This is a genomic window from Arthrobacter sp. W4I7, from assembly GCF_030816215.1.
GTDB lineage: Bacteria > Actinomycetota > Actinomycetes > Actinomycetales > Micrococcaceae > Arthrobacter > Arthrobacter siccitolerans_A.
Genome location: NZ_JAUSXU010000001.1, coordinates 1,081,389 through 1,095,493, shown reverse-complemented (window position 1 = coordinate 1,095,493; position 14,105 = coordinate 1,081,389). Strand labels below are relative to the sequence as shown.

Genomic DNA, 14,105 nt, shown 5'->3' with positions numbered 1-14,105 from the left:
GGTCCGGGCCGGGCTACAGTTCCAGGCCGATCAGCAGCGGCTCCGGATGCAGTTCAATGCCAAAGCGCCGTTCGACGCCGGCACGCACCTCCCGCGCCACCGCCACCACGTCAGCGGCGTTGGCTGAGCCGCGGTTGGTAATGGCCAGCGTGTGTTTGGTGGACAGGGACGCCCGGCCGCCGCTGACGCTGTCCGGCTCGAGGCCAAAGCCTTTGGTGAAGCCGGATTGATCGATCAGCCAGGCAGCAGAGAGCTTCACCAGCCCGTCCTGGCCTGCCGGATAACGCGGGGCACCTTCCGGCAGAGCCTCGGCCACGTCCGCCGGGACGATCGGGTTGGTGAAGAATGACCCCGTGGAATAAGTGTCGCGGTCCTCCGGATCCAGCACCATGCCCTTCGAAGCCCGCAGCCGGAGCACTTCCCGGCGGACGTCCGTGGCGTAGGCGCGCTTCCCCTGCTCCACCCCCAGGGAACGGGCAAGCTCCGCATACCGGATGGGTGCACTCATGCGCCCAATGGGCAGCTGAAATTCAACCGTCAGCACCACATAACGGGGTGAGCCGTTGACGGTGGTCTGTTTGAGGATGGAGTCCCGGTAGCCGAACTTCAGCTCAGAGTTGGTGAAGGTCTTCACGGCATTCCGCTCACGGTCCCAGGTGCGCACGGCGGCAATGGTCTGCGAAACGTCCGAACCGTAGGCGCCCACGTTCTGGACGGGGGTCGCCCCCGTGGAGCCGGGGATGCCGGCCAGGGCTTCGATCCCGGACCAGGCGTGAAGGACAGCGTGCTCCACGAGCTTGTCCCAATTGTGCCCGGCCTGCACCACCACGGCCACCCCGCCGCACGAATCCTCGGCATTGACGGTGAACCCTTCCGAGCCGATCTTGACGACCGTACCGGGGAACCCGTCGTCGGAAATCAGCAGGTTGGAGCCGCCGCTGATGATCAGCAGCGGCTCCCCTGCCGCGTCCGCGGTACGGACGGCGTCGATAATTTCAGCCTCGGTGCGGGCCTCGACGAAGGTGCCCGCTGGGCCTCCGACGGCGGCCGTAGTGAGCTGGGAAAGCAGGGTGGAAGTCACCAGACAACCCTATCGGGAAAGTACGGTCCGCTTTCCGGCTTAGCTGAGCTTAACGACGGCCTGGGCCTTCATCAGGACCTTCTGGCCCCCCGCAACAACGGTGAGGTCAATACGGGCTGTGTTGGCCTCGGCGTCGAGCTTTCCGATGAGGCCGCTGACCTCGATGGTGGCGCCAGGTGTTTCGGTTCCGGTGGTGTCGGTGACCAGGACAGGCTTGGTGAAACGGGTTTGGAAGTCCACGACGGCGGCCGGGTCGCCCGCCCAGTCGGTGACCAGTTGAACGGCGGAGCCCATGGTGAACATGCCGTGGGCGATGACCCCGGGCAGTTCCACGCCGGTGGCGAAGGCCTCGTTCCAGTGGATCGGGTTGAAGTCACCGGACGCCCCGGCGTACCTGACCAGGTCGGTGCGGGTGACCTCGACGGTGCGGCTGCCGATCTCCTGGCCGGGGCTGAGTTCGTGGATGCTGAGGCTCATGGCTACTGTCCCTCTCCGCGGACCAGGATGGATGACGTGGTGGTGGTGACGGGCTCGCGGGAGTCACCGGCGCCGAGGGCGAAGATTTCCGAGCGGGTGGTGATCATCGCTCCCCCGCCCATGGCCCGGACGCCGTCCACATGCAGCTCCGCCACCAGCCGGTCACCGGCGAAGATGGGGCGGTGGTGGATAAACCGCTGGTCTGCGTGGACCACGCGGGAGAAGTCGATGCCGGCCTCCGGATCCTCGATGAGCTGGGCGTCGGCACGCTGGGCGATGATGATGGCGAACGTCGGCGGGGCAACAAGGTCGGCGTGGCCAAGGCCCTTGGCTGCGTCCACGTCGAAGTGTGCAGGGTGGGTTGCCTTGACGGCGCGGGCGAACTCGCGGATCTTCTCGCGGCCAACGTCGTACACCTCTGCGGCAGGGTAGCTTCTGCCCTGCAGGTCCGGATTGATAGTCATGGGCTCAAGCCTATCGTCAGGCTCTGGAGGGCCCCGAAAGGTTACCGGCCTAAACTTAGCGGCGCAGGTTCTTCCGGATGGCCTGGCCGCGGACCACAATGCCCGTGACGTGCAGGACGAGTCCCAGCCCGATCAGCGGAAGCGACGCCATGGCCAGCGCTTGGTTGCCGGTGGTGTTGCCGATGAGGTTCAGGATGATGCCGACGGCGATGAGTCCCATCGCGCTGAAAACCAGGACTTTGTAGCGGGTTGGCGCGGTGGCCCAGAATTCGTTCAGCACCCTGCCAGTCTACCGGGCGCCCCTGAAGTAGGGTCGATCAGGAGGGGGACCAGGACAGCCGCCGACAACAGGCTCTCAGAACAGCGCTTCCTGGACCGCCGGGACGTCAGAGCGGTGCTCGCCCAGTTCGATGGTACGGCCTTTGAGCCGGCCCAGGTCCAGTACGAATTCCAGGTCGGTGTCATCAAGGGCGGCCAGCACAAAACTGCCGCAGACGGAGCGGATGGTGAAGCCGTGCGCCCCTGAGTCCAAAGCGTGCGGGTAGGTGTGGCGGGCGGTCCCGGAGCACAACCGCCCTGCCAGCGGCGGCCTGCTCCAGGTTTCCCTCACTACCTCAAAGCCGTCTTCATCCGCAGAAGATAGAATCTGGCGCGCCTCTTCGGCCAGCGCCATGTTGCGGGAACTGAGCTGGCTTGCGGGCGCCGGAGCGGCAAGGGCGGCAGCCTTGGCCGCCGACCGCACCTGCTGCGGCAGCCCGCCGTCGCGCGTTACCAGGTCCTCCAGGACCCGCACCACCCGGCCGTCGGCAGCATGTGCAATGTAGCTGGCAGCCACGGCGCCCTGTTCGGCGAGCCGCTGCCACTTCCGAAGATCCGACGCGGTCCCCACCTTGCTGGCCCCGCTGGCGAAGGTCGCCACGTAGAGCCAGTGCGGCTGCATGAGGTAGCTGCGCAGCCCGGGCGGGACGCCGCCGCCGCGATGGAAGTCGTGCATGAGGCGGAAGTCGTCCGCCACAAAGCACCGCTCGCACTGGTGTCCGCGGGCAGCCGGGGACCGGCCTTTGCACAGGATGTGGTCCCGCTGGGCGGGGCCGTGCACCCGGTGGTGGCCCAGGCAGGACTTCCCTTCGGCCGCGAGCCGGAAGCCCAGGCGCGTGCCGTCGTCGAGCGCTGTTTCGGTGAAGGTGCCGTCCATGGCCTGCAGCCGCAGCACAGGAGCAGCTCCAGGCGCCCCGGGAGCCTCAGGCGGCGCAGGCCAGAAGACCCCGTGGACCAGATAGGGCGTATCGGTCACGGGGTCTCCTGAAACGAAATCCGCGGGTGCTACAGCGCGGGCTGCACCCCAAAGGCTACCGCGAGCTTCATGATCTTCTCGGCGCGGCCCAGGCGGGGCAGGTCCGAGCCGTCACGGATGACGCGGCCGTTGGCTTCGAAGTCGGCCATGAAGTCGGTGGCCCAGGCGACGTCTGACGGCGTGGGACTGATGACCTCGTTGATGACGGGGGTCTGGTCGATGGCCAGGCACAGCTTGCCGGTCATGCCCATCATCACGGTGATGCCGGTCTGCTCGCGCAGGATGGGGTGGTTGGTGCCCACGGTGGGGCCGTCGATGGGGCCGGGAAGATTGCCCACCCGGCTGGCGACGACGAGCTTGGCGCGGGGGTAGGCCATGGCCTCGGCGGTGGCGGCCATCCCGGTATCGCGGCGGAAGTCACCGGAACCGAAGGCGAGGCGGAACGCACCCTGGGCCTTGGCGATATTGTTGGCTTCCTCAATGCCCACGGCGGATTCCACCAGCGGAATGACGGGCGTTTTGCCGTCCATGCGGTGGAAGCTTTCGGTGACCTGGTCCGCCGACTCGGTCTTGGCCAGCATCACGCCGAGCAAGCCCGGGGTGCCGCGCAGGCCTGCGAGGTCATCGGCCCAAAACGGGCTGGTGGCATCGTTGATGCGGACCCAGGCCTTGCCGCCGGCGGTGAGCCAGTCGATCACGTTGTTCCGGGCATGGTCCTTCTGCGAGGGGTCCACGGCATCTTCAATATCCAGGATGATCGAGTCGGCGCGGGACACTGCCGACTGGTCAAAAAGCTCCGTCTTCATGGCATTCACAAGGAGCCAGGAGCGGGCGATCTCTGCTGGGATATTGCGTTCCGGCCTTACGGTCTCGGTGGCGATGGTAGACGTCATGTATCTACCGTATCCGTCTTGGAAGCAGCACGAGGCAGAAAACGGCCAGCTCGGGAGGATCAATACGAACTAAACGGGTTATGACCGAAGTTGCTGTCAATCCCCGGGCTTGGCACTGGCAATATCTCCGCTGGCTCGCCCCGCTTGAAGGCCCGGCTTCCTGCCGCCATGGAAGCGGCCGGCGCAGACCGCCGCAAGCCAGACAAGTACGAACAGGCCAACCACCGCATAACCGAGTCCCGTCAGGTCCAGGCTCACAGCAGCCAGCGACGTCATTTGTGCTGTTCCTACCGTCAGCGCGACGACCGCAGACAGCCCGGTGAGTACGGCGTTGTACTTGAGCCGCCGCTCCGGGCTGGAGTATGCCCTCCCGTAGGCGAGATTCATGAACCACCCATCCAGGGTGTCGAACAGGCACACGCCTGCGGCGAAGAGCGTCGGGAGGATGAGGATGGCGTACCAAGGAAGCGCGGTTGCCGCCGTGCCCCCCGCGACGACGAGCAAAGCGACCTCGGTGGCAGTGTCAAGCCCCAGGCCGAAAAGCAGGCCCACCAAATACATCTGCCACGGCTTGGTGATGCTCCGCATGACCGGCCGCAGGATACGGGCCATCAGTCCGGCGGGGGCGCCGTCCCAGGGAGCCGGCGGCCGGCCGTCCCGGGCGCAACGGAGGTCCGCCACGGTGTTGAGCAGGATGAGCACGTTGAGGGCCGCCAGGAGATAGAGGAAAACTCCCGATACCGCGGAGCCTGCCAACCCCAGGGCGTCGCGCAGCGGCGAGGTGTTTTCCCCGAGCATGCCGCCCAGGTAGTGCACTCCCGTGGCCAGCAGAGCGCAAAGGCCGCAGACAATGCTCGAATGGCCAAGCGAGAACCAGAACCCCACCGACAGCGACTGGTGGCCCTCGCCGATCAGCTTGCGTGTGGTGCAGTCGATGGCTGCGATATGGTCGACGTCGAAGGCGTGCCTCATGCCCAGCAGGTACGCGCCGGCGCCGATCCCGACGCCGAAGACCTGCGTGGGGCCGATGTGCAAGTTCTGCGGAACAACGCTGAACACCAGGACACCCCAGCCCACCAGATGCAACACGATGATGGTGACGGCCATGGCGGTGACGGCAGACCCACGTTTCCCGCCCCTGAAGCCGCTGCCGGCGGGTTCCGCGTGGTCGAGTGCAGCCAGGATGCCCATGCCCTGGTCCTGTCAGCGCATCGGCGGGGTGAGCCCGTACCGGGCGATAATGTCCGGCAGCCAGGGCGGTTCACCGAACTGAAGCCCGTATTCGGCGGCCATCTTCCCGATGAACTCGGGATCCGGCGGACCTGCTTCGAAGTGATCCGCCAGTCCCCAGAAGAAGTGCTCGAACCCGGCCGGGCTGATGATCTCGATCATCCGCGCGGGTACTTTGCCGGCGTTCCACATCGTGTGCAGCTCCCCCCGTGGTTTCGTGATGTAGCCACCGGCCCCAAGCACCGCTTGACGGTCCCCGGACCGGAATCCGATCTCGCCTTCAATGACGATTGAGTACTCGTCTTCCCTGGTATGGCTGTGCGGCGGGACCAGGGCCCCGACAGGGAACGGGTGCTCCACAATCGAGATCTGGTCATTGGTGTCCTCGCCAAAGAACTTGAAGACGACTCCGATCGTTCCGAGATTGCCTTCCCGGCCCTGGCCCGGCTGCACGACTGTGAGCCGTGGAGCCTTTTCGAGGTCCATAACAGGCCACCCTTCCAATTTCAATATACAATGGTGTGTACCGAAATTGTCCGCCCGGAAGGGAGCAGAGTCAATACATTGAGTGAACACCATCGTTCATCCAAAAACCGCCGCTACGAGATGGGCAAAAGAACCGAAAAAATAAGCGGTACCCACCAGCGCATTATCGACGCGGCCGTGACGCTGCACGGTTCCATCGGACCGGCCCGCACCACCATCGCAGGGGTCGCGGAAAAGGCAGGCGTCACCAGGTTGACGGTCTACCGGCATTTTCCTGACGACAATGCGCTCTTCTCCGCCTGCTCCTCGCACTGGCTCTCGCAGCAGCAACTGGCGGACCCCGGGGAGTGGTCCCGGCACAACGATCCTCTCGAACGCCTGACCGTCGGATTGTCCGATCTGTACCGGTTCTACCGCGACGGGGAGTCCATGCTCACCCGGATTTATGGGGACTGGAATGCGCTGCCCGAAACACACCGCACAGGTCTCGAGTCCAGGAACGCCCACTTCCGCGATGTCCTGGCGGAGCCGTTCCCCGAGCCGAACAGGAATCCCCTGCTATACGCCACCCTCAGTCATGCCATTTCCTTTTGGACATGGCGGTCCCTGTGCCATGACAACGGGCTCTCGAATGACGATGCGGTCGAGCTCATGGCGATCTTGATTACAACAGCAGCTACGGCAGGCGGGCAGAGGCTGCATTCAGGCGCTTCGACAGTGAAATAGATAGCAGCGGGTGCCCTTATGAGGCTCCATAACGGCACCTGCAGCTAAGCGGTTGGGTGGGTCAGGGGATGTTACTGCCCCGCGCGGTCACCCAGAGCCGGTACCAGTCCGCCCGGCTCATGGCTTGGGCCACGCGCGCGGCGTCGGCACACGCCCGGATCCGGCCGGGATTGACAGTTCCGATCACCGGCGCGATGCCGGCCGGATGCTTCATCAGCCATCCCAGCAGCACCGATTCACCGGAGCAGCTGTACTCCCCCGCCAGTTCCGCTACAAGCTCCGCGGTTGCGGCCTCGGCGGACGTCGGACTGTCCGGCTCCGCGCCCGTGTACAGGCCCCTGGCCAGCGAGCCGTAAGCCTGCAGGGTGATGCCGTTCCGTACGCAGTACTCCAGGGTGCCGTGCGGGAAGCTGTAGTCCAGGTGCTCGGCATGGTTCACCAGCACCTGGCTTTCCAGCCAGGCCCGCTTGAGCAGGCTCATCTCCAGCTGGTTGGCCACCACCGGACTTTCCAGCCGGTCCTGCAGCGCGTCGATCTGCGCCCCGGACATGTTGGACACCCCCAGCTGCCGGACCTTGCCTTCCGCCATCAACTGCCCGACGGCGGCAGCCACCTCCGCCGGGTCGGTCAGGGGGTCGGGGCGGTGTAGCAGGAGGATGTCCACGTAGTCCGTCCGCAACCGCTTCAGGCTTTCGTTGACCCGTTCCAGGATGGCTTCGCGGCTCAGATCGTAATGCGTTTGCAGGCTGCGTTCATTCAGCCTGATCCCGCACTTGGTCTGCAGCCGGATCCGGTCCCGGAGTCCGGGCGTGGCGGTCAGCACCTCGCCGAACACCGCTTCGGACTTGCCGCTGCGGTAGATATCCGCATGGTCGAACAGTGTGATCCCGGCATCAAGGGCGGCCTCGACGGCGGCACCGGCCTCGTCCACATGCTCACTGCCATGCGGCTCGGTGGACCAGCTGCCGCCCAGGCCCATGCAGCCGTATATAAGTTCCTGCATCAGGCGGGCCGGCCCGTCAGGCGTGCCGGCATCAGCGCAGCCATGCGGTGGTGTTGGCGGGCAACTTGCCGTCTTCAAGCGGGGCACTGCTGACCAGGACGCTTCCTGCCGGCAGGTCGACGGCGGTGTCCCCGAAGTTGGTCACGGACTGCCAGCCGTTGGGGCGGCGGAAGTGCAGGACCTCCGGGTTGCCGGTCTCCACCCATTCCAGCTCCTCGTCGGTCTGCAGCTCACGGCGGAGTTTAAGGGCCTTACGGTAGAGCTCCAGCGTGGAGCCATCGGTCCCGTCCTGGGCCTCGACGGCGTACTTGCTGAACCAGTCGGGCTGGGGCAGGTGTGCGCCGCCGTCGCCGAAGCCGAAGGAGGTCCCCTCAACCTTCCACGGCAGGGGCACGCGGCAGCCGTCGCGGCCGATCTCCACGCCCTTGTTGCGGAAGAAGGAGGGGTCCTGGCGCTCGGATTCGGCGATCTCGGCCACTTCCTGGAGGCCCAGCTCCTCGCCCTGGTAGAGGTAGGCCGAGCCCGGTACGGCGAGCATCAGCAGGGTGGCGGCGCGGGCGCGGCGTTCACCGAGCTCCACGTCCAGCTCCTCCTTGGGGCCGCCGGCGAGCAGCCAGTCCTTGCCGTCCTGGCCCTTGCTGTGCGCCTTGCCCTTGGACAGCTGCGGCAGTCCGTAGCGGGTGGCGTGGCGGACCACGTCGTGGTTGGAGAACACCCAGGTGGAGGAGGCGCCCGTGGCTGCCGCCTCGGCGAGGTTGCGGGTGATGATCTCCTTGTACTCCGCGGCGTCGAAGTCGGACTGCAGCAGGTCGAAGTTGAAAGCCTGGCCAAGCCCCTGCGGGCTGGCGTAGCGGGCCCGGCGGGTCGCGTGGACCCAGGCCTCGGCGACGGCGGTGCGCGGCGGGTTGTATTCGTTGAACACCTCGCGCCATTCGGTGTAGATCTCGTGGACTTCGTCGCGGTCCCAGAAGGGGTGCGAACCGTCGTCGAATCCGTCCACACCGGTGTTGGCCGCGCTCAGTTCCAGCTTCGACAGCAGCGGTTCGGTGAGGTCTTTGGTGAGGGCATGGGCCACGTCCACGCGGAAGCCGTCGACACCGCGGTCGGACCAGAAGCGAAGGGTCTTGAGGAAGTCCTCCCGGATCTCCCGGTTGGACCAGTTCAGGTCCGGCTGCTCCTTTGCGAAGATGTGCATGTACCACTGGCCGGGGGTGCCGTCCGGTTCGGTGATGCGCTCCCAGGCCGGGCCGCCGAACACGGAGTCCCAGTCCGACGGCGGGAACTCGCCGTTGGGGCCCTTCCCGTCACGGAAGATATAGCGGTCACGGGCGGGTGAGCCCTTGGGCGAGGCGAGCGCCTCCTGGAACCACTGGTGCCGGTTTGAGGAGTGGTTGGGCACGATGTCCGCGATCAGCTTGATGCCGGCTTCGTGCAGCGCCTTGGCCATCTCGTCAAAGTCCGCCAGGGTTCCCAGCTTGGGGTCCACGTCGCGGTAGTCGTCCACGTCGTAGCCGCCGTCAGCGAGCGCCGAGGGGTAGAACGGGCTCAGCCAGACGGCGTCGATCCCCAAGGACTTCAGGTACGGGACCTTGGCGGTGATGCCCTGGAGGTCGCCGATGCCGTCACCGTTGGAGTCGGCGAAGCTGCGCGGGTAGATCTGGTAGACGGAGGCCTGGCGCCACCAGTTCGGATCGGCCAGGCGGTCAGAATCGGAGAGGGTTGCCAGCGTGGCGGTGGTGGACAAGGGGTGATCCTTTGCTGCTTGTCGACTATATTTATATTGATTCTAAATTTAGTTTCCCAAGTATTATGTGGCTGCATGCGCAGAAAGGTCAACAGCATGGCTGAAACCACCGCCACCCCGCAGCTGTTGCGCCGGGTCAGCGCCGGGGCGGTCCTTGAATTCATGCGCTCCGCCACCATGGTCACGGTCACCGAGGTCATGGAGGCAACCGGGCTGACCCGGGCAACCGCCATCGCGGTGTGCGAGGACCTCAAGGAGCGCGGCTGGATCCGGGAACTGGAAAACCAGCGGGCCTTCGGCGAGTACCAGAAGGGCCGCCCCGCCAGGCGGTTTGAGCTTAATGAGCGCGCCGGCTACGTCCTGGGCATGGACATTGGCTACTCCAAGGTGACGGTGGTCGTTTCAGACCTCCGTGGCGAAACGGTGGGCAGGTCCAGCCAGCCCTTCGACGTCGCAGACATCACTGCCAGCCAGCGCACAGCGTTTATCGACACGGTGGCCATGGCGGCGCTCGGCGGTGCAGGGGCAGGGCCTCAGGACGTACTCGCGGTATGTGCCGGGATTGCCGCCCCCGTCGACCGGCACGGCGATGTGCTGGCCACGCAGAAGTTCTGGGGCCTGTTTGATATCGACTTGCGGGCTGCCCTGAAGGAACTGCGCGGCTGGACGGTGCTGCTCGAAAATGACGCGAACCTGGCGGCCCTCGGCGACCGCTGGCTGGGCGCGGCTGCCGGCGCGGACGACGTCGTGGTGATCCTTGCCAGCGAACGCCTGGGTTCCGGAGTGATTGAAGGCGGCCGGCTGGTGCACGGAAGCCGGGGCAGCGCCGGCGAGCTGGCCTACCTGGACCTGGTGGAAGGCGTGGGCGATACCTTCGGCATCGCCCACCTGGCCAGGAAGTGGGCAGCGGAAGCGCTGGCGGGCCCAGCGGCCAGCACGCTGCGGTCTTTCGCCCCCCAGGAGGTCGAGGCTGAGCACGTTTTTGCCGCCGCCGCCGAGGGGGACGCCGTGTCACTGGAGATCCTCGACCGGATGGCGGACAGGATGGCCCGGGTGATCGGTACGGTAGCCACCATGCTCAACCCGGAACTGGTGGTGATCGGCGGCGCCGTGGCCAACTCTGCCGGCGTGCTGCTCGCTCCCATCAGTGAGCGCCTCCGGGACTTCACTGCGACTCCGCCCCGCGTTGCCGTTTCACCATTGGGGGACGCAGTTGTCACTGTTGGCGCGGTCCGCGGTGCGCTGGACTTCGTCGAGGCGAACTCCCTGGACCTGGACCTGGCCAGGAGCCCTAGCTGAGGTTCCCCAATGCCGCCGAAACCGGCAGCGTGCCGTCACGGAACTCAATGGTGCGGCCCGCGGTCTCGGGCAGGTCCAGCACCGCAGCGGCAACAATGGCCGTATTGGTCCGGGATGTTTCCCCGCTGCCCCCGGGCGAGGGGTTCACGTCGATGCGCCCGGTGCCGGGATTGTCGGTCAGCGAGCCGGGCCCGAGAATGGTCCAGGCCAGGTCCGTGCCGCGCAGGTACTCGTCCGCCGCTGCTTTGGCTTCCGCATAGGCGAAGAAGCTGTTGCTCTCCGGGACGCCGTGGTCCTTGCCGGCTCCACGGTAGGAGACCATCACGTACCGGTTGACCCCTGCCTGCGCCGCTGCATCCATCGACCGGATGGCAGCGTCCCGGTCCACGGCGTACGTCCGGCCCGGGTTCCCGCCGCCGGCGCCTGCGGACCAGACCACGGCGTCGTGGCCCTGCAGCGCCCCGGCGATGGCCGCCGTCGTCGAATTCTCCACGTCCAGGACCGACGGCGTTGCGCCGGTTTCCGCGACCTCAGCGGCCTGGTCCGGGTTGCGGATGAACGAGGTGACGGCGTGCCCCTCTTCCGTAAGCAGGCTGGACAGATGGAGGGCCACTTTGCCGTGGCCGCCGATGATTGCGATTCTGGTCATGGCCCCATTCTGTCCCACCGCAAGGCTGTCCTGCACCCGATGCACCTTCAGTGTTGAAGCTGTCCATGGCTAGCTGCCGGCGTGGGTGTGTTCCTTCGCGGTTCCAAGCAGTTCCGGGTCCCACTCCGGTTCGGTGGCCATGTCCACACCGGTTCCGGTGGTTGCCCTCGGCCCGACAGCAATGGCGGACGCCTCGACGTGGGCTTGCCGTGCGATGCCGGTGCGGACGCTTTCGACGGTTTCGTCGCCCAGCAGGGGCCCTGTGTAGGTGATGCTGATCTGTTGACCCTCCACCGTGGTCTCGTAATTTCCGAGTGCGTCTGAGACGATTCCTTCCTTGTCCACAGCCGCCGACAATGCCGCGGGATCTCCGGTGGTGGCGCTGAAGCGCAGGTCGTGCACCAGTACCGGCAGCACGTAGAAGTTGTCCACGCCGGCCCTGGCCGATTCCCTTCCTTCAGTTGCTTTCTGCACAATGGCGCGGCCATCGTCAACGGTGGCCGTTGCGGGAATGGCCAGGATCAACTCCGGCACCATCCTCTGCAGCAGGGCAGGCTCGAGGACATCGGGCGAAATGCCGGCCAGCGCGGACCCAGTGGCCGCAGCGGCGGATTCGAGGTCAGTCCGGATGCCGGCCAGGTCAGCGTCGTTGCTGGATTCGACGGCGATCACCACCTGACGCCGGACCATCAGTCCGTCGAACGTGACGTGCGGCCGGCCGTTGCCCAGGTCCTGCCCCTCCTCCGCCGGCCCGGCACCCGTTACGGTGGCGGGCCCGCTGGCCGCACTGACGGCGGAGACGCCCCCGCCGTCAGTGCAGCCACCCAAGACGATGGAAAGCAGCACCGCCGGTGCGGCAATCAGGACGCGCCGCATGTCATGTTCCGGCCGGATAGGCAGGCTTGTAAGCGGAAGAGAAATTCCCCTCGGGTAAGGTTTCCACCACTGGCGGGTCGGCGGTGATGGGATCATTGTTCCGCAGGTCTCCGACGGAGAACTGGATCATCATGTCGTGGTCCTCGTGGACGAGGTTGTGGCAGTGGACCATGTAGCGGCCGCCCTCGTGTTTTCCGGTGTCGAATTGCATGAGGACCGTGACCGATTCATTCTCGCCCGTGTAGAACACGTCCTTCGGGCCGCCTTCCCAGGCGAAGGGCTGCCCGTTGTTGGTGTTGCGGCCGATGATCTTTCCATCGATCAGGTGGATATGCACAGGGTGGAACCAGCCCCCGGATTCGTTGACGATGGTCCACTGCTCCACCTGGTTCCTCTGCGGGTTGGCGAAGAGACGGGTGAAGCCGGATTTTTCCACGTCATCCCAGGTCTCGCCGTTGATGGTCCATTCCCCATTCTTGCGCTGCACGCGCAGGGTCCTTTTGGCCACGGCCATCTCGGGCGTAAGGGACATCGTGTCCAGGCCGCCGGTCGCCTTCGTGGGATGTTCACCCGGGTCCAGCGTCGTCGGGATGGAACTGATGGACCGTGACTTCGGATCGGGGGACGGGGAATTGGCCACGACCTGGAACTTCATGACTTTGCCGGTGTTGGCGAAGTTCACATTGTTCTTGTTGCTCAGGTTGCGCAGCTCCACGGACTGCCCCACCTTGTACTTCCGGAAATCGATCAGGACCTCGTAGCGCTCGGCGGTGCCTTGGCGCCAGGAGGATATGGCCTGGACTTTGGGCGTCATGCCGCCATCAGTTCCCACCACGTAAACAGGGTTCCCGTTGGACAGGGCAAAGCGGTACGAGCGCGTGATCGAGCCGACCAGGAACCGGAACCGGTAAATCCGGGGCTTGACCTTCATGGTGGGCCACGGCACGCCGTTGACCATCACGATGTCCCCCCACAGCCCGAGGTGCCCGTTGTCGTTATAGCCCAGCGACCCGTCGGCGTTCAGCATGACGTCCGAGACCAGGATGGGGACGTCGAATTCGCCCTGCGGGAGTTGCGCCTGCTCCTGCTCGTCGGTGAGGGTGTACGTCGCGGCCAGGCCCGAGTACACGCCCTGGGCCGTGAGCAAGTGGTTATGGTCGTGGTACCAGAGCGTCCGGGCTGCCTGCCAGTTCGGATAGTGGTAGTTTTTCACCTTCGACGGCGCCGTCCGGTCGTTGGCGTACCCGTCGTACTGCGGCAGCGACGCCGAGCCGTGAAGGTGCGTTACCGTGTTGAAAGGATCCGAGTAGAGCAGTCCGGTCGCGGGCAGGCGGTTGCTGATCCTCACCTCAGTACGGGTGCCCTGCGGAACCTCGATCGTGGGGCCGGGGAAAATGCCGTTGTACCCCGCCAAGGTGGTGGACAGTCCCGGAGCGATCTGCGCCTGCCCGAGCTTCTGGGAAAGCGAATACTTCGCGAAGGGTTGCCCGTCGGGGTCCCTGCCGGTTTCGTAGGGGATAAGCGTGGGCGGCCGGCGGAACGTGGCGGTGTAGGGCACCGGCGTGTTCTTCGCCGCCAGCGTGCTCGCTGTTGTGGGGTCGGATTCCCCCGACGATGCAGGCACACCGGCAAGTGCGGCACCGCCGTTGGCCCCCAGAAGCGCAGCAGAACCTCCCAGCATGCCCAGTTTCAGCACATTCCTTCTGGTAGCGGACATGGGTACCTCCAAGGTTGTTGCGGGGAGCGATTTAGGCTAGCGAGCCAACTGCTCGTCTCGATTATCAGGACCGCTCCTTGCAAAAAACCTGTGGAACTCCCCCCGCAGCCCTGCCGGAGACCCCTCCTGCTTCCGCCTCGGGCACATGCCTCACAGGGGCGCCAGC

Annotated in this window: 15 protein-coding genes; 2 read left to right on the top strand and 13 right to left on the bottom strand. The window is 65.7% G+C overall.

All coding sequences use genetic code 11. The features are described from left to right. Positions 1–13: 13 nt before the first annotated feature. From QF047_RS04980 to QF047_RS04945, 8 genes are all read right to left on the bottom strand, one after another. A complete protein-coding gene (locus tag QF047_RS04980; RefSeq protein WP_307274569.1) occupies positions 14–1,081 on the bottom strand; it encodes a UDP-N-acetylmuramate dehydrogenase in 1,068 nt (355 codons plus the stop codon). Between the two features lie 39 nt (positions 1,082–1,120). Then, complete coding sequence (locus tag QF047_RS04975) at positions 1,121–1,558, bottom strand: MaoC family dehydratase (RefSeq protein WP_307274567.1); 438 nt, start codon at positions 1,556–1,558, stop codon at positions 1,121–1,123. 2 nt (positions 1,559–1,560) lie between these two features. Continuing rightward, the gene (locus tag QF047_RS04970) at positions 1,561–2,022 is read right to left on the bottom strand and encodes a MaoC family dehydratase N-terminal domain-containing protein (RefSeq protein WP_050054266.1); all 462 of its coding nucleotides are present in this window, start codon (positions 2,020–2,022) and stop codon (positions 1,561–1,563) included. Positions 2,023–2,077: 55 nt separating this feature from the next. Further along, a complete protein-coding gene (locus QF047_RS04965) occupies positions 2,078–2,302 on the bottom strand; it encodes a DUF3188 domain-containing protein (RefSeq protein WP_307274565.1) in 225 nt (74 codons plus the stop codon). A 75-nt stretch (positions 2,303–2,377) separates the two neighbouring features. Next, positions 2,378–3,316 (bottom strand): DUF2797 domain-containing protein, encoded by a 939-nt coding sequence (locus QF047_RS04960; RefSeq protein WP_307274563.1) that lies wholly within the window; start codon positions 3,314–3,316, stop codon positions 2,378–2,380. A gap of 29 nt (positions 3,317–3,345) precedes the next feature. Continuing rightward, positions 3,346–4,209, bottom strand: coding sequence for a CoA ester lyase (locus tag QF047_RS04955; RefSeq protein ID WP_306634925.1), 864 nt, complete (start codon positions 4,207–4,209; stop codon positions 3,346–3,348). A 96-nt stretch (positions 4,210–4,305) separates the two neighbouring features. Then, positions 4,306–5,400: a HoxN/HupN/NixA family nickel/cobalt transporter gene (locus QF047_RS04950; protein WP_307274560.1), complete on the bottom strand. Its 1,095-nt coding sequence runs from the start codon at positions 5,398–5,400 to the stop codon at positions 4,306–4,308. A gap of 12 nt (positions 5,401–5,412) precedes the next feature. Further along, positions 5,413–5,925 (bottom strand): cupin domain-containing protein, encoded by a 513-nt coding sequence (locus QF047_RS04945; RefSeq protein WP_307274559.1) that lies wholly within the window; start codon positions 5,923–5,925, stop codon positions 5,413–5,415. 78 nt (positions 5,926–6,003) lie between these two features. Here QF047_RS04945 and QF047_RS04940 point away from each other — a divergent pair, with 78 nt between their 5' ends. Continuing rightward, positions 6,004–6,651 carry a TetR/AcrR family transcriptional regulator gene (locus QF047_RS04940; protein ID WP_307274557.1) on the top strand — a complete coding sequence of 216 codons (648 nt, stop codon included), beginning with the start codon at positions 6,004–6,006 and terminating at the stop codon, positions 6,649–6,651. Between the two features lie 61 nt (positions 6,652–6,712). Here the strand turns inward: QF047_RS04940 and QF047_RS04935 are convergent, their stop codons facing one another. Together QF047_RS04935 and QF047_RS04930 are read right to left on the bottom strand one after the other, a co-directional pair. Then, a complete protein-coding gene (locus QF047_RS04935; RefSeq protein WP_307274555.1) occupies positions 6,713–7,654 on the bottom strand; it encodes an aldo/keto reductase family oxidoreductase in 942 nt (313 codons plus the stop codon). A gap of 31 nt (positions 7,655–7,685) precedes the next feature. Then, positions 7,686–9,398, bottom strand: a complete 1,713-nt coding sequence (locus QF047_RS04930) for a glycoside hydrolase family 13 protein (protein WP_307274553.1) — start codon at positions 9,396–9,398, stop codon at positions 7,686–7,688. A 96-nt stretch (positions 9,399–9,494) separates the two neighbouring features. Here QF047_RS04930 and QF047_RS04925 point away from each other — a divergent pair, with 96 nt between their 5' ends. Continuing rightward, positions 9,495–10,697: an ROK family transcriptional regulator gene (locus QF047_RS04925; protein WP_307274551.1), complete on the top strand. Its 1,203-nt coding sequence runs from the start codon at positions 9,495–9,497 to the stop codon at positions 10,695–10,697. On the opposite strand, the gene QF047_RS04920 is transcribed toward QF047_RS04925, so the two are convergent. The 3 genes from QF047_RS04920 to QF047_RS04910 all read right to left on the bottom strand — a co-directional run bounded on the left by QF047_RS04920 (position 10,690) and on the right by QF047_RS04910 (position 13,939). After that, complete coding sequence (locus tag QF047_RS04920) at positions 10,690–11,346, bottom strand: SDR family oxidoreductase (protein WP_306634939.1); 657 nt, start codon at positions 11,344–11,346, stop codon at positions 10,690–10,692. The genes QF047_RS04925 and QF047_RS04920 overlap by 8 nt on opposite strands. A gap of 69 nt (positions 11,347–11,415) precedes the next feature. Further along, complete coding sequence (locus QF047_RS04915) at positions 11,416–12,222, bottom strand: hypothetical protein (protein WP_307274548.1); 807 nt, start codon at positions 12,220–12,222, stop codon at positions 11,416–11,418. 1 nt (position 12,223) lies between these two features. Continuing rightward, a complete protein-coding gene (locus QF047_RS04910) occupies positions 12,224–13,939 on the bottom strand; it encodes a multicopper oxidase family protein (RefSeq protein ID WP_307274546.1) in 1,716 nt (571 codons plus the stop codon). Between the last annotated feature and the right edge of the window lie 166 nt (positions 13,940–14,105).